Source organism: Candidatus Galacturonatibacter soehngenii (genome assembly GCF_008830185.1).
Classification (GTDB): Bacteria; Bacillota; Clostridia; order Lachnospirales; family Lachnospiraceae; genus Lachnotalea; species Lachnotalea soehngenii.
Map to the genome: position 1 here is coordinate 61,562 of NZ_WAGX01000007.1, position 20,667 is coordinate 82,228.

At 34.1% G+C, this 20,667-nt stretch carries 16 protein-coding genes; 15 read left to right on the forward strand and 1 reads right to left on the reverse strand.

The window, feature by feature from the left end:
* Positions 1-300 precede the first annotated feature (300 nt).
* Positions 301-1,881 (forward strand): HD domain-containing phosphohydrolase, encoded by a 1,581-nt coding sequence (locus F7O84_RS15105; RefSeq protein WP_243140910.1) that lies wholly within the window; start codon positions 301-303, stop codon positions 1,879-1,881.
* A gap of 35 nt (positions 1,882-1,916) precedes the next feature.
* Here F7O84_RS15105 and F7O84_RS15110 read toward each other — a convergent pair whose 3' ends face one another.
* Positions 1,917-4,190 (reverse strand): helix-turn-helix domain-containing protein, encoded by a 2,274-nt coding sequence (locus F7O84_RS15110; protein WP_151147135.1) that lies wholly within the window; start codon positions 4,188-4,190, stop codon positions 1,917-1,919.
* Between the two features lie 294 nt (positions 4,191-4,484).
* Between F7O84_RS15110 and F7O84_RS15115 the strand changes: the two genes are divergently transcribed.
* From F7O84_RS15115 to F7O84_RS15175, 14 genes are all read left to right on the forward strand, one after another.
* A complete protein-coding gene (locus F7O84_RS15115; RefSeq protein ID WP_192451783.1) occupies positions 4,485-6,065 on the forward strand; it encodes an ABC transporter substrate-binding protein in 1,581 nt (526 codons plus the stop codon).
* Between the two features lie 70 nt (positions 6,066-6,135).
* Positions 6,136-7,062: an ABC transporter permease gene (locus F7O84_RS15120; protein ID WP_151147141.1), complete on the forward strand. Its 927-nt coding sequence runs from the start codon at positions 6,136-6,138 to the stop codon at positions 7,060-7,062.
* Between the two features lie 14 nt (positions 7,063-7,076).
* Entirely contained in the window at positions 7,077-7,931 is an 855-nt protein-coding gene (locus tag F7O84_RS15125; RefSeq protein ID WP_151147144.1) for an ABC transporter permease, read from the forward strand.
* 54 nt (positions 7,932-7,985) lie between these two features.
* Positions 7,986-8,966, forward strand: coding sequence for an ABC transporter ATP-binding protein (locus tag F7O84_RS15130; RefSeq protein WP_151147147.1), 981 nt, complete (start codon positions 7,986-7,988; stop codon positions 8,964-8,966).
* Positions 8,947-9,954: an ABC transporter ATP-binding protein gene (locus F7O84_RS15135; protein ID WP_279238011.1), complete on the forward strand. Its 1,008-nt coding sequence runs from the start codon at positions 8,947-8,949 to the stop codon at positions 9,952-9,954. The genes F7O84_RS15130 and F7O84_RS15135 overlap by 20 nt, the downstream gene beginning before the upstream one ends.
* A 22-nt stretch (positions 9,955-9,976) precedes the next feature.
* Positions 9,977-11,224 carry an enolase C-terminal domain-like protein gene (locus F7O84_RS15140; protein WP_151147153.1) on the forward strand — a complete coding sequence of 416 codons (1,248 nt, stop codon included), beginning with the start codon at positions 9,977-9,979 and terminating at the stop codon, positions 11,222-11,224.
* Between the two features lie 16 nt (positions 11,225-11,240).
* Positions 11,241-12,284 carry an alcohol dehydrogenase catalytic domain-containing protein gene (locus tag F7O84_RS15145; protein WP_151147156.1) on the forward strand — a complete coding sequence of 348 codons (1,044 nt, stop codon included), beginning with the start codon at positions 11,241-11,243 and terminating at the stop codon, positions 12,282-12,284.
* A gap of 54 nt (positions 12,285-12,338) precedes the next feature.
* A complete protein-coding gene (locus F7O84_RS15150) occupies positions 12,339-13,112 on the forward strand; it encodes an SDR family oxidoreductase (protein ID WP_151147159.1) in 774 nt (257 codons plus the stop codon).
* A gap of 260 nt (positions 13,113-13,372) precedes the next feature.
* Positions 13,373-15,115, forward strand: a complete 1,743-nt coding sequence (locus F7O84_RS15155; protein WP_151147162.1) for a glycoside hydrolase family 3 protein — start codon at positions 13,373-13,375, stop codon at positions 15,113-15,115.
* A 26-nt stretch (positions 15,116-15,141) separates the two neighbouring features.
* Positions 15,142-15,993 carry an HAD family hydrolase gene (locus tag F7O84_RS15160; protein ID WP_151147165.1) on the forward strand — a complete coding sequence of 284 codons (852 nt, stop codon included), beginning with the start codon at positions 15,142-15,144 and terminating at the stop codon, positions 15,991-15,993.
* A 256-nt stretch (positions 15,994-16,249) separates the two neighbouring features.
* Positions 16,250-17,206, forward strand: coding sequence for an ABC transporter permease (locus F7O84_RS15165; RefSeq protein ID WP_243140911.1), 957 nt, complete (start codon positions 16,250-16,252; stop codon positions 17,204-17,206).
* 15 nt (positions 17,207-17,221) lie between these two features.
* Positions 17,222-18,115 carry a carbohydrate ABC transporter permease gene (locus F7O84_RS15170; RefSeq protein ID WP_151147168.1) on the forward strand — a complete coding sequence of 298 codons (894 nt, stop codon included), beginning with the start codon at positions 17,222-17,224 and terminating at the stop codon, positions 18,113-18,115.
* 131 nt (positions 18,116-18,246) lie between these two features.
* On the forward strand, positions 18,247-18,510 hold the full coding sequence (locus F7O84_RS19050; protein ID WP_192451784.1) for a hypothetical protein: 264 nt from the start codon (positions 18,247-18,249) through the stop codon (positions 18,508-18,510).
* Complete coding sequence (locus tag F7O84_RS15175; protein ID WP_192451785.1) at positions 18,416-20,548, forward strand: helix-turn-helix domain-containing protein; 2,133 nt, start codon at positions 18,416-18,418, stop codon at positions 20,546-20,548. Before F7O84_RS19050 ends, F7O84_RS15175 begins: the two co-directional genes overlap by 95 nt.
* Positions 20,549-20,667: the final 119 nt, after the last annotated feature.

Below are 20,667 nucleotides of genomic sequence, written 5' to 3' on the forward strand. Positions count from 1 at the left end.
AATAGAGCAAACAAAGGATATAAACAGATTACATTAGATAAGGTTCGTTTATAGGAGGTCTATATGTTTTTGCGGCTAAAAAACAAAATAAAAATTAGATACAAAAAAAATCCTTTAAGATTGGATGGGTTAAAAATTTGTTTTCTTTATTTTTTAATAGGATTTTTCTGGATTTATTTTTCGGATCGCATCCTCTCTTACCTGTTTGAGGATAAGAAAACAATGCAAATTTTAAATACTTATAAAGGTATATTTTATGTTTTACTTACAGCGTTGTTATTGTATTATCTCATTTTAAAAATGTTAAAAAAGGTTGATGCTGCAGAGAAAAAGTTAATGGAAAGTTATGATGAACTATCAGCGGCAAACGAAGAGCTTCAAGCATATGTGCAGCAATTAACTGCGTCGGAAGAAGAACTTAGAAATCAATATGACCAAATTGTAGAATACGATACCATGCTTCGTGCAAGTGAAGAAAAGTATAAAGCATTAGTAAATCAAATGCAACTGGGGCTTGCATTGTATGAGGGAAATTCAGATGATATTATGCATTTCAAACTTATTGACACCAATGACAGTCATGAGATACTAACTGGCTTAAAAAAAGATGAAATCATGGGTAAATATTTTCATGAAATACACAAAAACATGGAAGCTGATAACATGGATAAACTCTACCATACGGTAAAAACAGGTGAACCAACCAGATATGAAAGACATCAAATACAAACAAGCTATTATTATGAGGTAATAGCATACCGTCCTAAAAAAAATCAACTAGCTATTATTGTCAATGACATTACAAAGAGAAAACAGGCAGAAGATAGACTTCAACATCTAAGCTACCACGACCAACTAACCCAGTTATATAACAGAAGATATTTTGAAGAGGAACTAGTAAGACTTGACCGCAAAGAACATTATCCACTTATGATAACAATAGCAGATATCAATGGATTAAAGCTAATAAACGATTCTTTTGGACATTCAATTGGTGATGAATATATCAAGAGAGTTGCCAAAGTATTATTAAAAGGGGTTAGAAAAAAAGATATAGTATGTAGACTGGCGGGAGATGAATTTATTATATTATCGCCAAATACAGAATTAGAAACAATAAAAAACATTGTTAGTCATATAAAAGAATTGGCAAGAAATGAATCAATCAACTCGGTTGACATATCGATATCCTTTGGATATGGAGCAAAATATAGCGAGGAAGAATCTGTCATTGATGTTTTTAAAAGAGCAGAAGACTTTATGTATAAGAAAAAATTAGTAGAAAGTCCAAGCATGCGTGGAAAAACAATCTATACCATTATGGCAGCCTTGCATGAAAAAAATCCAAGAGAGGAGCAACATTCACATCGAGTATCTGAGCTTTGTGAGAAGATGGGACTGGCGTTGGATTTACAAGAAGACGAAATAAAAGAATTAAGAACAGTAGGTATGCTGCATGACATTGGAAAAGTTGCGATTGAAGAAGGAATCTTAAATAAGAACGATAAGTTAAATGAGAATGAATGGGAGGAAATCAAAAGACACCCAGAAATAGGATATCGAATCCTTAGCACAGTAAATGAACTTTCGGAAATGGCAGAATATGTACTAGCTCATCATGAAAGGTGGGATGGACGTGGTTATCCAAAAGGATTAAAAGGAGAGGAAATACCCATTCAGTCTAGAATCATTGCAATTGCAGATGCTTATGATGCTATGATTAGTGAACGAAGTTATCGAAAGGCACTATCAAAAAAATATGCAATCAATGAATTAAAACAAGGCGCTGGTTCACAATTTTGTCCGTATTGCGTTAATGTAATGATAGAAAATGTTCTAAACAAAGAAGGTGAAGGTCCAATTAGTACGAAACCATCATAAAAAAGCTCGCCATGAAAAGGCGGGCTTTTCTATGATTAGATATCAACTTGCTTTGCTTTTCGATATTGTCCTGGTGCAACGCCTTCAATTTTCTTAAAAACGCGAATGAAATTTTGTTGTGAATTAAATCCTGTTTCATTTGAAATCTGTTCAATTTTTTTATCAGTATTATTTAAAAGAAATTTAGCAGCATCAATGCGATAAGAATTGATAAAATCATTAAAATTAACACCCATATTTTCTTTGAATAGCTTGCTAAGATAGGTAGAATTCGTTCCAAGCTTTTCTGCAATTTCGCTTAAAGATAAAGAGGAGTCAGAATAATGATTTTTAATATATTCACTTGCTTTTATAATGTAAGGGTGCTTGTATTTTTTATAATGATCAAAAGCAAGTAAAACAGCTTCTTTAATAAAAGAGTCAATGGTATTTTTCATAATTGTTTTTTCTTCTGCACGTTCTAATGCCGTATTAATTTGAAATAGCGTATTTGCATCAAGGCTGATATTTTTAAATTCTAATAGTTTATTTAATACTGCTTCTGCATAAGAGATGTAGCTTACTCTCACCTCATCTAAAGAGTTATTCTCATTGTATATTTTTAATATGAGTTGATTTGCAAATAAAAGTGCATTTTCTTCATCGTCATTTTCAATGAATTGAAAGAGTTTTTGAATGTGTTCGTTATAGTAAGTTTTGTCATTGTATGTTTCGATTTCCGATGAATCTTCAGAATTGGAAGAAGATTTAACCGTAGTCATATTTAGTGCATCACTATAAGAAAAATGCAAATCCTGTAAGGACTTATATATCTTTCCAGTTCCGATTACAGCTGGAACATGAAGATAAGAGGAGGTATTAGTAAGCATATTTTTTAAGTCTCTTTCAAAAACTTTAATGGTATGGGCGGATGAATTATGAAATTGAAATATTATGGCATATATCGTGTTATCAATTATTTGTATATGATAAGAACAAAAATCTTTTGTTTTAATATTTAGTATGTTCTCAATTGCTGATAAATAATTTTTGGTTAGATTATAGGTGTCATCTTGGTTGGTTTTAATGACCATTACATTATATAGTCCCTCGTTTGTAATCGAACTGTTTATGTTTGTTAAGTAGTTGTCAATATCCTCTTTTGGTATTGGCTTACCAGTCAATAAGTCTTTAAACAATATGTCTGATATATCTGGTTTTAATTTTTCTAAAAAATTATTTAAATAATTTATACTACTAACAGCATTGACAAAGGATGAATTAAGATACTTCATATTGTTTGTAAAAGCTACCGAGTTATTAGTGGTTGACTGACCAGGTAAACTGATATCTGTTAATCTCATTGCATCTGCAATAAATATTAAGTTTTTTATTGGAATTAATATCTTGGTACTTATAAAAAATGCCATAACTAGGCAAAGTAAGATAACAGGACAAATGAGTAGTACAAGCATAAACGTATTATTTTTAGAGGAATCATTCACTACTAATAAATACTTAAAGTGAGTTAAATCAGAGTGTGTATGTAGTAGAAGCTGATTATCTAGAGCAACTGTTTGCTTGGTGCTGTCCGCTATGTTTGTATAATAATGTTGTGCACTACTTTGGTTATTTGCATCATTAATAAATAAAGGTGTACCCAATGAATTATAAACATAAAGATGATTTGGGTATATCGTTTCATTTATTTTTAGCATCTTTAAAAATTTATTCACATCTATTTTAATAAAAAAGGTTCCAAGCCTATTCTCTCCTTCAAGTGGAAAATCACGTATCATAAATATTTTTGAATCAACAATAAAAAATTTTGAAATTCTGCCACTCTGGCTTATATAATCCAAGTTTTCAGAACTAGAATAATAACGATCAATCACACTTTTTTCGTAGAAATCAGTTCGTTTTATTAATTTATATTTTGAAGTATACACTTTATCGTTTGCAGGTATGAATAAAAAAGCTTCTTGAATTAACTCGCTTGTTCCTTTTAGGTTTGAAAGACTTAACAGTATTTCTGAATCCTCTGAACCAGAATCTGGAGATACAATCGCACTCATAATACAGTTTTCCTGACTTGTTTTTGTAATAATATCATGAATGTTTAGTAAAGAATAATCAATGATTGTTTCGGCACTAGTAAGAGCGTTTTCATAAAGCAATCTATTTTTTTCTTGCTCTGTTTTAATGATAGGCCTAAAAGCAAAAGCGATTAGATAAAAAACAATTAATATACAGAGTGCACCTAAAATCAATGTAGTTTGAAAAAATATACTGTTGTTAATACTTACTAGAATTTTTTTGATTTTTTTCATATTAAGCTCCTTGAAAAGATAACAATTATATTTTAAATAAGCTCCATTTTAAATGTATAAAATTAACATTAATTATAAAAATACATTATTTATTTTTATCTAAAATATAATACAAGAGTATAAAAATAGACAAAAAACATCAGTATTCGATAAAAATTAACAAAAATAGTGAAGTTAACATATTCTATCATAAATGATAATTTGTGTAAATGAAAGAAGATTTATTTTATATACTCCGCTAAATGAATGAATTATGATGAGTTTGCAAAACAAATTGGAAAAGGAGAGAGAAAAATGAAAATGAAAAAATGTTTAGCACTTATTCTTGGTATTACCCTTCTTGTTAGTTCATTAGCTGCATGTGGTAATACAAAGAAAGAAACAACAGAGGAACCAACAAATAGTTCAACTGGAACGGTCACAACGACTAAAGATGGAGAAACGGTAGTAACATACTCCTTATCAGAAGATTTCTATACATGGGATCCAGCGGGACAACCAAGTATGCCATCCTACATTGCTCGTATTCTTATTTATGATACGTTAATTGAAAGTGATCATGCAGGAAACTATACACCGTCCCTTGCAACTAGTTGGAGTGTATCAGAGGATGGGAAGGATTGGTCTTTTCAATTACGAGACGATGTAACCTTTAGTAATGGAGAACCATTTAACGCAGAGTGCGTAAAGGCAACCTTTGAGCGTATGGCAAAAGATGATACATTAGCCATGCATTATCTTTGGGTAAATTTAGACTCAGTAGAAGTGGTTGATGATTATAACTGTATCTTTCATTTCACACAACCTTATGGAGCATTCCTAAGTGAAATTTCCGTTGCTTCTATATTACCAGCAAAGGCATTGGCTGAGCAAGGAGCTGATTTATTTAAAACCAACCCAGGAACTGGTGCATGGAAATTCGTAAGTTATGATCCAGGAAATGAAACGGTATTTGAAAGAAATGATGAGTACTGGGGCGGGCAAAAATCAAATGTAGATAAAATAGTATTTAAACCAATTTCTGAGGACACCACTCGTATTTCTGGTCTTAAAACAGGCGAGATTAATATAGCAGGAGACATACCACCAGATCAGGCAATGGCATTAGAAGGTCAGGAAGCATTGGTAGTTCAACAAGATCCAGGTCTTACTATGTGCTTTATGTCTCTTGAGACGGGAGAAGGTAAAGTATTTTCTGATAAAAATGCACGTTTAGCGTTAATGCATTGTATTGACCGCGAATTAATCGTTGATAGCATTCTAGGCTCTGGTACACCAGCTTATTGGCCAACAATGGAAGGTGTTATCGGATATGACGCAGATGCTGTTAATTCAAAAGAATATGCAAAATATGATCCAGACATGGCAAAGCAATTATTAGCAGATAGTTCTTACAACGGCGAAGAAATCTACTTTATGGCAATTGATGGAAAGGTTCCAAGAACCAAAGAAGTACTTCAGGCAATTCAAGCTATGATGACTGCTGTAGGCTTTAATGTAAAATTAGAAATTATGGAAGGTGCAACCTTTGTAGCAAAAAGATCTGCGGGAGAATATGATTTAGGATTTTCTAATATTTTCTATGGAAATGGCTCAAGTTTGAATCATGCTAATATGCATTATGTATCCGATTCTGCACATACCGAATTTGTAAATGAAGAGCAACTTTCACTCATTAATGAAGCTTCTATGACGGTTGATTTAGATAAGCAAAATGAATTAATGAGACAAGCTTTCCAGATTGCAATGCAAGAAGGAGCGCCAATGCAGTATGTATTAAGTCTTGATATGTTTGCAATCTATACATCCAATATAGAAAATATTGTAGTTTTTCCTGATGGAGTAATGGATTTAAGAAATATTACCGTGAAATAAATTTAACAGGCGGTTATGATTTTAAGTTATCATATACCGCCTGTAACAAAACAAAAAGGAGAAATGCAAGATGGCAACAGCGCGTTTTTTATTAAAAAGACTTTTAGCAAGCTTACTGGTATTATTTGGAGTTTCAATCATTGCGTTTTCATTGATTCGAATTGCTCCAGGTAATCCTGCAATGTTAATGCTTCCTGAAAATGCAACAGAAGAACAAATTAAGAATACGGAAGCCAAAATGGGTCTCGACAAACCAGTCGTAGAACAATACTTATCCTATATGGGCAACGTGTTACAAGGAGACTTGGGAGTATCTATTTTTTACAATGAAACCTGTTCCAATTTAATTTTTAAACGTTTGCCTGCTACAGCACAATTAACGCTCATAGCGGTATGTATCTCACTAATTATTAGTATCCCTCTTGGAATTATTGCAGGTATTAAAAGAGGTACTGGTGTGGATTTTGGAGCTGTTTTATTTGCGCTCATTGGACAATCCATGTCACAAGTTTGGTTTGGACTTCTTTTGATTCTTTTATTTGGTGTTACGCTAGGTTGGCTGCCAACGCAAGGTTATGGTGGATTTAAAAACATACTAATGCCAGCAATTACGCTTGGATTACCACTTTCTGCTATAGTTGTTCGTATGCTTCGCTCAGATATGTACGACGTAATGCAAGAAGATTATATTGTTTCAACCTATGCAAAAGGAATTGGTCAGTGGGAAATTTATTTAAAGTATGCACTTAAAAATGCATTATTACCAGTTATAACGGTAACAGGTATGCAGATTGGACAATTGTTGGCAGGTGCCATTATTGTGGAACAAATCTTTGGATGGCCAGGCCTTGGTACTCTTACCGTGCAAGCAATCAACATGCGTGATTTTCCGTTAATTCAGTCAATTTTACTCATTACAGCGGCAATCTTTGTAACAGTAAATACCTTAGTTGACATTTTATATACGGTAATTGATCCGCGTATGAAATTAAATTAGGAAGGAGAATGGTTGTGAGAAGAAAAAGTATACTTCGTAAAATGTCTAAAAGTAAGTTTTTTATTATAGGAAGTTTATTAGTTGGAATTATTGTACTGTTAGCAATCTTTGCACCGTTAATTGTTCGATTTGATGCCGAAGCAACGGATTTGCGTGCAAGACTAATCAAACCTGAGTTTTTTTCAAAGGGATTAAACGGTCACATTTTAGGGACGGATTCGCTAGGGCGTGATATTTTCACCAGATTATTAATTGGAAGTCGTATCAGTTTGATTATTGCTGTTGTTGGCGTGGTTTTTCCTAGTATTATTGGAACGATTCTTGGAATGGTATCAGGTTATTTTGGAAAAATCGTAGATTCTGTGATTATGAGATTTAATGATATTCAGCTTTCCATACCAGTTATGGTATTTGCAATTACGGTTATGGCGATTTTTGGTAACAGTATTCGCAATTTATTGATTGTACTTGTTGTCGTTGGTTGGGTAAATTATACAAGAGTCATGCGAGAAAGTGTTATGGGAATTCGTGACGCTGAATTTATTAAAGCATCCCGAGTTCTTGGAGGTTCTCATTTACATATTATATTTACGCAGATTTTACCAAATATTATTCCACCACTTATTATCTTAATGAGTCAGCAAGTTGGTACCGTTATTTTAACAGAAGCAAACTTAAGCTTTTTGGGATTAGGCGTTCCTCTACCAAAGCCATCTTGGGGTTCTATGATTGCAGATGGACGTGAATACATTGCATCCGCGCCTTGGACAGTCATTGCACCTGGTTTTGCATTAATGATTACCGTATTGGCATTTAACTTTGTTGGAGATGGCGTTCGAGATGTATTAGACCCTAAAAATATAGATTAAGAAAATAATACGAATTAAGATACAAAGATCAATAGAAACAGGGAGGAATTAAAAATGGCATCTTTGTTAGAAATAAAAGACCTTGCGGTTGCATATAAAACAGGGCATGGCACATCTCATGCAGTAAATGGAATTAACCTTACGATAAACAATGGAGAAGCACTGGGACTTGTTGGAGAGACAGGTGCAGGAAAAACAACAATAGCATTATCTACTTTGAACTTACTTCCCAAAAAAGTGGGACATATTGAAAATGGTGATATTCTTTTTAAAGGAAAATCCGTATTTCAAATGAATAAGAAAGAATTAGCAGATATGAGAGGAAATAAAATCTCTATGATATTTCAAAATCCGTTGACCTCTCTAAATCCAGTTTTCACAATTGGAGAACAAATTTCCATGGTATTAAGAAAACATAAAAATCTAAGTAAGAAAGAAGCACGAATGGAAAGTGAAGAGTTACTTAAAATGGTTGGAATTGCAAAGTCTCGATACGATGACTATCCAAATCAATTTAGTGGTGGTATGCGCCAACGCGTTGGTATTGCAGCAGCACTAGCTTGTAATCCAGAGCTTTTAATTGCAGATGAACCCACCACAGCACTTGATGTTACCATTCAAGCGCAAATACTTGAACTAATGAAAAAACTTCAACATGAAAACTCTACATCATTATTGATGATTACACATAATTTAGGTATTATTTCGGAAATTTGTGAAAAAGTGGCAGTTATGTATGCAGGATGTATTGTCGAATACGGAACGGTAAAAGAAGTATTTTCAAATCCAAAACATTGGTATACAAAGGGACTGCTTGGAGCCATACCAAAGCTAGAAGGAGAAAGAGAACGACTAACTGCCATTCACGGAAATGTTGCAAATGCACAAGATTTGCCGTCAGGATGTAAATTCCATCCAAGATGCGACCAATGTATTGATACATGTAAGAGTGAAGTACCAAGCCTAATTCAAATTAGTGACGACCATTATGCAGCATGTTGGAATATGGAGGTGAATGCAAATGGCAGAAAATAATACACAGCCTTTGTTAGAGGTAAAAAATTTAAAAAAGTATTTTAAACTAAAAACAAAAGGAACGCTTCATGCAGTAGATAATGTTAGTTTTAACATATTACCAGGTGAGACGGTAGGATTGGTTGGAGAAAGTGGCTGTGGTAAAAGTACAGTTGGAAATCTATTAATGAAGTTGCTTTCAACAACCGAAGGTGAAGTAAGATTTAAAGGAGAAAATATCATTGGTACCAAAGGTGCAAAGGATATGGAATTTAGAAAGAAAATGCAAATTATTTTTCAAGACCCATTTTCTTCCTTGAATCCACAAAAAACAGTAAGAACGATATTAGCAGAACCCTTTACGATACATAAGCTTTGCAAGACACAAGAAGAAATGAATAAAAAAATTGAATATTATGCGGCATTAGTTGGACTTGAAGAGTATGTCCTAGATAAATTCCCACATGAACTAGATGGAGGAAGACGACAGCTTGTAGGGATTGCAAGAGCATTAACCCTTTCACCTGAATTTATTGTGTGCGATGAGCCTGTATCCTCTCTAGATGTTTCCATCCAAGCAAATATCATTAATTTGCTTATGGATTTACAAAAGAAATTTAATCTATCTTACTTATTTATTTCACACGATTTAAGTGTAGTAAGACATATATCCAACCGAATTGCAGTAATGTATTTGGGGCAAATTGTAGAAATAGCAGAGACGGATGAAATCTTTAATAACACACTTCATCCATATTCTCTAGCGCTGTTATCAGCCGTACCTAAGATAGATTTGGATAATAAGAGTCAAAGAATCATATTAAATGGAGACGTACCGAATCCAATTAATCCACCAAGTGGATGTAGATTCGCGGCACGTTGTTGGATGGCAAAAGACATTTGTAAACAAAAAAGTCCAGTGTTGACTGAGGTTGAGCCAAATCACTGTGTTGCCTGTCATTTTTACAAGGAAAGCAGACAAGAGATGAAAAAGCGAAATACGCAGTAAAGATAACTGCAAGGAGGAAAAGATGAGTACAAAAATAACCAAGGTTAGAGCAATTGCTACCGCCCCAGAAGGAATTAATCTGGTGGTGGTAAAGGTGGAAACCAATCAAGATGGGTTATATGGTTTGGGCTGTGCGACCTTTGCTTATCGTCATTTGGCGGTCATAAATGTAATTGAAGAATATTTAGATCCATTGCTAAAGGGAAGAGATGTAGAAAATATAGAAGACTTGTGGCAATTGATGCACCAAAATGGCTATTGGAGAAATGGACCAATTGAAAACAATGCAATCTCAGGCGTTGATATGGCATTGTGGGATATCAAAGGAAAAATGGCAAATATGCCAGTTTATCAATTGTTTGGTGGAAAAGTTAGAGAAGGTATACCAGTGTATCGCCATGCAGACGGAAAAGATATTCATGAGTTATGCGAAAACATTCAAAAATTCCAAGAGATGGGAATTACAAACATTCGTTGTCAGTGCGGAGGGTATGGAGGCGAAAGCTATGGAGTAACTCCAGCAACCGCACCCAAAAATGCAATGCCTGGTGTTTATTTGGATTCTAAAAGCTATATTAAAAATACAGTTAAGCTCTTTGAGGAGATTCGAAATACAATTGGATACGAGATGAATTTGGTGCACGATGTACATGAAAGAATTGCCCCAATGGAAGTCATTCGATTGGCAAAAGAGTTAGAACCATTTGACTTATTTTTCTTAGAAGATCCAGTATCCTTAGAACAAACAGACTGGCTAAGAAGACTTAGACAGCAAAGTAGCATTCCAATTGCCCAAGGAGAGTTATTCAATAATCCAGTCGAATGGAAGAGCTTAATAGCAGAACATTTAATTGATTATATTCGCGTACATATCAGTCAAATTGGTGGAATTACGCCAGCAAGAAAATTGCAGATATTTGCAGAGCAGTACGGTGTAAAAACAGCATGGCATGGGCCAGGAGACATGTCACCAGTGGCACATGCGGCCAATATTCATATTGACTTAGCAGCGCCAAACTTTGGTGTGCAAGAGTGGTCTGGTATTGAACCTCCAAACTTTGTCATTCAAGAACTAAAAGGACCACATGGTGCGTTACTTGAGGTATTTCCTGGACTTCCTGAATTTGAAAAAGGATATGTGTATGCTAATGAATTACCAGGACTTGGTGTGGATATCAATGAAGCAGAAGCGGCGAAGTACCCTTGTGAAAATACTGTAACGACATGGACGCAGACAAGAAGAAGAGACGGTGCGTTACAAACACCGTAAGGAAAGGAGATATAAGATGCAAAAGACAATGAAATCAGTTATTGTATCAAGTCCTCACAAGTTCGAGGTACAAGAGGTTTTGATACCTGAATTAGCAAATGAAGATGAAGTGTTAATACAAATGAAGTCGGCGGGTGTATGCGGAAGTGATCATCATATCTATCATGGATTAAATCCTTGCTCTACCTATCCAAGAATTCCTGGTCACGAAAATGCTGGAATCGTAGTAAAAGTAGGAAAAAATGTGACAAATGTAGAGGTGGGAGACCATGTTATTATTGATTTGATTTCCACTTGTGGAGAATGTTATCAATGTAAAATAGGTAGAAAAAATGTATGTGCTCATGTAAAGGTAAGAGGTTCAGGAGCAGACGGTGGTTGGAGAGAATATTTTACTGCACCAGCAAAAGAAGTATATAAAATAGATAAGTCCGTTGATTGGAAAGATGCGGCCCTAGTGGAACCTTTTGCAATTGGAGCGCATTGTACGGAGCGTGGAAGAGTAGTTTCGGAAGATGTAGTGTTTATATTAGGAGCTGGAACCATTGGTTCTATTATATTACAGACATGTAAGGCAAAGGGATGTAAGACCATTATTTGCTGTGACATAGATGATTCTTCTTTAGAAAGGGCAAAGGAATATGGTGCAGATTACACCATAAACTCTCAAAAAGAAGATGTTGTTTTGAAGGTACAAGAAATTACAAATGGATTAGGAGCAACGGTTGCGTTTGACTCAGCATGTTTTCCTGGTTCTTTGACCTTATGTATGCAACCAGGAATACTTTGCAATGCAGGAAGAATGGTTCCTCTTGGGTTTTCGACTGCATCAGAGGGGATTACACAGGCAATGATTAATCAACGAGAATTAGACATCATTGGTTCTAGAATGTCAGCATTTCAGTTTGAACCTACCATCAAACGTATGGAAAACAAAGAATTTAATACGGAGGGAATTGCAACAACATTTATAAAGTTTAGTGAAATCGAAAAGGTTTTCCATCTTATGGACAATCCAGATCCTAGTTCTAAAAAAATGGTAATTTTATTTGAAGACTAGAGAGCAAACAAACCCGTTTATATACATGAAGAAAGGATAGAAAGGTACATAAATATGAAATTTGATGCAAACAAGCAATTTAGTGTAGCAGGTAAATGCTGTATCGTAACAGGTGGTGCACAAGGATTATCAAGAGGTATGGCAGAAGGACTTTTAGAAAATGGCGCAAAAGTAGTATTAATGGATGTGCAGAAAGAAAAACTAAAGGAAGTGGTAAAAGAATATACCGATTTAGGCTATGAAGTATATGGTGTATGCGGAAATTTAGCAGATCGAACTGATATTGATCGTATGTTTACAGAGGCAATGGCTTATCTAGGAGGAAAGCTTGATGTATTAATCCCAGCAGCAGGTATCCAACGTCGTTATCTACCAGAGGAATTTCCAATTGATGATTGGGATTTGGTCATTAACATTAATTTAAACCATGTATTCATTCTATGCCAGAAAGCATTGCAGGTTATGCTAAAACAAGAAACAGGAGGAAAGATTATTAATATTGCCTCCATGGTATCTTGGTTTGGCGGAACAACGGTTCCAGCTTATACGGCAAGTAAGGGTGCAGTAACGCAATTAACAAAAAGCTTGGCAGTTGACTGTGCAAGCAGAAATATTAATATCAATGCGATTGCACCAGGCTACATGGATACCGAAATGTGTGCAAATATGACGAAAGAGCGTAAAGATGAAACCAGTAAGCGTATTCCAGCTGGAAGATGGGGAACACCTATGGATCTAAAAGGACCTGTGTTATTCCTTGCATCCAGTGCATCGGATTACTTAAATGGAGCTATTATTCCAGTGGATGGAGGATACCTCGTTAAATAAAGAGTAAACAACAAACTAAAATATAAAGAAATGCGACCGTGCGACACAATGCTGGTCGCATTTTTTGTGTTTTAAAAGGTAAATTAATTGCAAAGTACAAAAATGGGATATACACATTAAAAATTGCATGGGGAGAAAATGAGAAAAAAAGATTATTGTAGGATATTCAAAAAGAATGCAGATAGTAATAGAACAAGAAGCTTTGTATAGTTGATTTTATAAAAGAATAAAAAGTGATTCAAAGGTGTGGAGGAAAATCAATGGCAGTAAATTTGAAAGCAAAACCATTTTATTTAGAGGAAGAAGATATAAAATGGGTGAAAGACACAATCAAAGCAATGACAATCGAAGAAAAAATTGGTCAGTTATTTATTAATCTAGGAAAAAGTACAAAGGAAGACGATATCCGTGAACTAGTAGAAACGTATCATATTGGTGGAGTGCGATATACAGAAACTGCAGCAGAAAAAATATATGAACAAAACAAATTATATCAAAAATACAGTAAAGTGCCTGTTTTCATTGCAGCAAACTGTGAAGCGGGTGGAAATGGGGCTTGTAAAGAAGGTACTTTAGTTGCCACACAGGCTCAATGTGGAGCAACACATTCTAACAAAGCAGCATATGAAATGGGAAGAATCAGTGGAATCGAGGCAGATGCCATTGGATGTAATTGGACATTTGGACCAATCGTAGATATTTTACTTAACTGGAGAAATACAATTGTAAACACAAGAGCATTTGGAAAAGATCCAGAGGAAATTCTAGATATGGCAAAAGCTTATATCAAAGGAGTTCAGGAAAGCAATTTACTTGCTTGTGCAAAGCATTTTCCAGGAGATGGAGTGGAAGAAAGAGATCAGCATCTTGTCATGGGAATCAATGACTTGTCTTGTGAAGAATGGGATAAAACCTTTGGAAAAGTATACAAAGAGTTGATTGATGAAGGATTAGAAAGCATAATGGTTGGACATATTGCACTTCCATCATACAGTCAAAAAATCAACCCAGACATAAAACTAGATGAAATAATGCCAGCTACGCTTTCCCCTGAACTGATTACTGGCTTATTAAGAAATCAGCTTGGCTTTAATGGTCTTGTTCTTACCGATGCCACACATATGGGGGGATTACTAAGTGCAAAACCTAGAAGTGAACAGGTTCCAGGTACAATTGCAGCAGGTTGTGATATGTTTTTATTCTTGCATGATATCAAAGAAGATATGCAATATATGATGGATGGATATAAAAAAGGAATTATAACACAAGAACGCTTACAAGAAGCACTGGAACGTATTCTTGGTATGAAGGCCCGTCTCAATCTCCACAAAAAACATACTCAAAAGATATATGCTGGACATAAAGATAATTTACAAAAGATAGGTTGCAAAGAACATAAAGACATCGCAAAGGCAATCGCAGATGAAAGCATAACATTGGTAAAAGATACACAAGCAATGTTACCAATTGATGTGAATAAGAAAAAAAGAGCAAGACTTTATTACATAGAAAGTGAGCCTGTTTGCTATCAATCAGGTACAGATCCAGTAAAGCAAATTGTAATTGATGAATTAAAAAGAGCTGGATTTGAATTGGATGTAAATGAATCTTATTATGAGATGGAAGTAAAGAACAGTTCTCCATTTAATAAGTTTAAAGCCATGGAAATGCCAACTGTAGAAGAGTTTAAAGAAAAATATGATGTCGTTTTCGTATTTGTACACATGAAAGGTTACGCACAAGAAAACAATGTAAGAGTGAAATATTCATCCGCTCATTCCAATGAATTACCTTGGTGGGTAAGAGAAGTTGAAACAGTCTGTGTTTCATTAAACTATACCAATCATCTATATGATTTACCAATGATGAAAACTTACATTAATGCATATGCACCGACGAAAGAATGTATACAGGCTACAATTGAAAAAATTGTTGGTAAGTCTGAATTTAAGGGCAAATACAATGATAATGTATGGTGTGAACGCTGGGATACCAAATTATAGTTGAAAGGAAAATAGGTGCAAATACTATGATAAAAGAAATAACAACATTTCAAAAAAATAAAAATTTCTTAATTTGTATCGATTCAGACGGATGTGCCATTGATGGTATGACGATTAAGCACAAAGAGTGTTTTGGACCTTCTCTAATCGAAGAATGGAAGTTACAACCATATGAAAATAAGATACTAAGTTATTGGAATCATATTAATTTGTATTCAATGAGTAGAGGAATTAACCGATTCAAAGGTCTATTATTAGCACTGGATTATATAAATGAATCAGGTTATGCCCAAATTGACACAGCCGTATTAAAAGAATGGATCAATACTACAAAAGAACTCTCTAATAAAAGTTTAGAACAAGAGATTGCGTTAAAAGATAACGAAGTATTAAAAAAAGCATTGAATTGGTCTAATCGTGTGAACGAAAAAGTAGAGAGTTTACCACCAGAAAAAAAACTTGCATTTGAAGGGGTAACAGAAAGCCTCAAAGAAGCCTCTCAATATGCAGATATTGCAGTAGTATCATCTGCAAATTTACAAGCAGTAGAAGAAGAATGGAGTTCTAATCACATTATAGATTACGTTGATGTTGTTATGACACAGGAAAATGGTAGCAAGTCAGATTGTATCAAACAAATGTTAAAGTTTGGTTATGATAATAAAAATGTTTTGATGATTGGAGACGCGTTAGGAGATATCAATGCGGCAAAAGATAGTAATGTGTTATATTACCCTATTTTAGTTAACCAGGAAATTTATTCATGGAAAAGATTTAGGGATACGATTCTTAATTCATTTTTACAGAATCGTTATGAAGAAAAGTGGATGGAACTTTGTAAAAAAGAATTTGAAGAAAATTTATCCCATAATAAGTAGAGTATGAAAAATGAAATAAAAATATAGGTTCAATAATTTGTGTAGATAAAAAATACTTATCTCCAAAACAAAAATAGAATACTTGCATTAAAAACTGCACTAGGCATAAGAGAGGAAAAGATATTATGGAAGAAGATTCAAAAAGAATGCTGATAGTCAATACATCTGTTGTGCAGTATATTTGAACCAGAGAGAAGTGAGCGAATGTTTTAATAGTATAGTTAATAATTTGCTCGAATAAAAAGGAGGATTATTTATGCCAAGAACAATTGGTACGAAAACGGCAGTAAATATAATGAAAGAAAGTTTTTTTTCACGTCTGAAAAATGATTTGCATAAACACTGGATATTGTATTTGATGGCGTTGCCAGCTTTGGTCTATTTTGCAGTTTACTGCTACACACCAATGCTAGGACTTTACACAGCATTTTCAAATTATAAAATAACTAGCGGTATTTTCTCAGGTAGCTTTGTAGGGTTTAAACATTTTATTGACTTTTTTAAAAGCTATTATTTCTTGCGTTTGCTACGAAATACACTTTTACTTAGTTTAGAAGTGTTAATCTGGGGATTTCCAATACCAATAATATTTGCATTGGTTCTTAGCGAAATTAAGAGTAATTCGTTTCGAAAAGTTGCACAAACAGTTACATATTTGCCACATTTCATTAGCGTTATCGTAATATGTGGTATGGTAATTGATTTTACGAGTATGAATGGTCTTATTAATGCAATTATTCAAGCGTTTGGTGGTGAACCAATTGCTTTTATGACAAAGCCAGAATGGTTTCGTACCGTTTATGTTGGGTCAGAAATCTGGCAGAAATTTGGTTGGAATGCAGTTGTATTTATTGCAGCATTATCTGCTATTGATATATCTCAATTTGAAGCTGCTCATTTGGATGGAGCAAGTCGTTGGCAAAAAATTAGATATATTTCCCTTCCAAGTATTTTACCAGTTATTGTAACGGTTCTATTGATGCAGGTTGGACACTTAATGAGCATTGGATTTGAGAAAGTATTTAACTTATATAGCCCAGTTACATATGCAACAGCAGATATTATTTCAACGTTTGTCTACAGACAAGGTATATTAGGAGCAAATTATAGCTCAGCAGCTGCTATTGGTTTATTTAATAGTGCTATCAATCTTATCTTGGTACTAAGTATGAATGCCATAAGCCGCAAATTAACAGAAAATAGTTTATGGTAAAAGGAGGCTATATTAATGTTTAAAATGAAGAAACACATACGTCTAAGTAAGGAAGATATGATATTTAATATACTTTCCTATAGTATTATAACTGTACTTATTTTTATATGTTTATATCCGCTTTGGTATGTAGCTTGTGCTTCCATAAGTGAACCGACGATTGTTGCAGCAAGTCATGGTATATTATTATGGCCAAAACAAATAACAATGTTTGCTTACCAAAAGGTATTTGCAAATAAAGAGATATGGTATAGTTATGCAAATACCATATTCTACACATTTGCTGGTACAGCACTAAATATTATTCTTACGTCTATGCTGGCTTATGCTTTATCACATAAGAATATCATGCTAAAAAAACCATTAACCTTGTTTGTTATGTTTACGATGTTTTTTAATGGAGGAATGATACCAACTTATTTAGTGATTCGAAATTTGGGACTTTTAAATACTCGTATTGCAGTACTGTTGCCTGGCTTAGTTAGTGTATTCAACTTTATTATTATGCGTACACATTTTGAGTCTTTACCAGGAGAACTTGAAGAATCGGCAAAGATAGATGGTGCAAATTACTGGACAACTTTTACAAAAATTATTCTTCCAGTAAGTAAAGCAACTATTGCGGTAATGGTACTATATTATGGTGTAAGTCACTGGAATAGTTGGTTTAATGAGATGCTGTATTTGCCAAATACAAGAGAGTACTGGCCTTTGGCATTGATTACTCGTGAAATTATTATGGCTAGTAGTTCGGCTGCTATGTCTGATGGTTCCGCTATAACGCAGGAAGTTGCAGATGCTATCAAGTATGCTACCATTGTTATATCAACACTGCCTATTATATGCTTGTATCCATTTTTACAAAAGTATTTTGCCAAGGGAGTTATGATGGGGTCTGTAAAGGGTTAATGAAATAATATTTTTTAAAAAAATAGTTACACTTTCAACTAAATGTAAGTGTAGCTATTTTTGGCGTTTTAAAATAAGGGGTATAAAGTCTTAGATATAAATAATTGTGATATAATAAAACAATAATAACCATGCAAATAGGAGTGTATTATGAAGAAAACAAGAAAGTATATTTTGCAGATAAAACAGCCTGTAACTTTTCGCAGGTTAGTTTTGTCTTTTTTACTCATGCTAATTTTGCCCCTTATCGTTTTATTGGTAAATTATTTTCATTCCCGTCAGCTATTGCAGCAGGAAAATTTGAATTATCAAAATGCTGTATTAATTCAGGCACAAAAGATGGTGGACAAACAATTGCAAAGCTTGCAGTTATTTACTATGGATATGTCCAATGATACAACTATTACTAACTTTTTAGAGGGTGATAATTTAAGTGCCAGTGAGCTGAATTTTCAAATTTGGGAAATATCACAGCATATGAAAGGCTATAATGCACCATACAAAAATTTATTAGAAAGTATGGTTTATTCCGTAAAATATGATTATCTTATCAGTGCAGATTGGGCAGACTCAGGCGTTTCAAAAAAAATACAAAGACTCGAAACCGAAGAACTAAATCAGTTATTACAACAATTCTTACAAGAACAACGCCAATATGGTCAATATCAGGTTTTGGAGGATAGTGCTGGTACGCGTGAGTTACTTATGCTTCACACGATTCCTCTATGGAGTACTGGCAAGGATGCCACAGGTACGATTTGCCTTAGGATAAATAAAAAAGCTCTATTGAGTAATGTAGAAGAAATGGAAGAATTAAAAAAGGGCCTTCTGTGTCTTTTAGATAAAAATGGGGAGCCCATTGCTAGTACAGGAACGAAAGAACTCCTTAACGCATTGCCGCAAGCATTAGAGATTAAAAGTGGATTTTTAGACATAGCAGATGATTCCTACACAGTATCAACCATACCAAGTGAATTAAATGGTTGGACATATATATCCATTCAACCAGAGCATGCGTTATTAAATAAATTGCAAACAACTCGTAATATCAGCCTTCTTATGATGGTAATTGTACTTTTGATTGGAGTTGCAAGTGCGGTGTTACTTTCAAGAAAAAATTATAAACCTCTTGAAAAGCTGCTTCAATCTCTAAGAGAGCAATCCTTGTTACAAAAAGAGAGAGTGGATGCTGATGAGAATGAGTTTAGTTTAATTGAACGTTCTGTCGCAGATATGACCTGGTCTATGTCTGTGGTTCGGGAAACATTACATGAAGAACTCCCCCTAATAAGGGAGAACTTGTTAATGCAATTATTAAAAAATGCTGTAGTTGATTATGAAAGGTTTAAAGTTACACTTGAAAATATGGGTATCGTATTACCTTTTAGGAAGTTTTGCGTGGCTGTAGTACGATTGGTTACACAAGAAACAGATCAATTAGAAGAGCTGGCACTGTTCCAAGTGATACTAAAAGAACAGTTTTCGCATTTAATTCCAAAAGAGATTATGCATGCGACTGTAATTCCACATAGTAAATTAGTTGTACTAATCATGAATAGCGAAATAGAGGAATTGGAAAACCAAGTAGAAAAAGTAATGTTTGAGCTATGTGATGTAATGATATCTGATTATTCTTATATGATAGCGATTTATGTTAGTCGTACAGTAACAGGAATTGATCAGGTTCCTTATGCTTATCATAATGCATTACATGCTTGTAGTATACAGTCACAAGGTGGAGTAGTCATGCTTAGGAATGAGCAAACAACCGCAAGACCAGTGCAAAGTTTAGATGAGATTAGTGCTCCCTTGCAAAATTATATTGCTACGGGTAATGAAGAAGAAGCATTGACATTACTTCGCCAACACTATCAAATCAATTTTGGACAAGGTAGTCATCCATTGCATATAGTCAGGGGGTATTTTATTGGTCTTTTAAATATCATTTTAGGTATTTGTCCAGCAGAAGAACAAGAGAAAATACTAATTGAAAATAATAATCCTTTAGAGCTTATTTTTGTTCATGATACTTCACATCAAATGGAGATAACGGTAGAGACAGTCACCTCTCATGTTTGCAGAGTAATATTAAACAGCAAGAAAAGTCATGCCTCTTTTTTGACAGATCAAATTTTAGAATTTATTGAGCAAGAATTTTCTAACAATGATTTGACCCTCTCCTATGTAGCCGATCATTTTTATATAACAGCAAGCTATCTTTCTGCTTTTTTCAAAGAAAATGTAGGTGATACCTTTTTAAATTATTTGACTCGTTTACGAATTGAAAAATCAAAGGAGTTAATAAGAAATACGAACTTGACCATGGCAGAGATTGCAGAAAAAGTAGGATATGCGAGTGGGAATACCTTTACTCGAATATTTAAAAAAGTGGAACATATTACCCCTACACAGTATCGTGAAAGCTCTTTATAATGCATAAATCTGAATAGTTGCATAGGAAAAATAAAAATTGCATAACAACTCCGAAGTAACTTTTCGTGTATTTTCAAAAAGCGATGATAAATCTAAAATATTGAAGATATACAAAATGG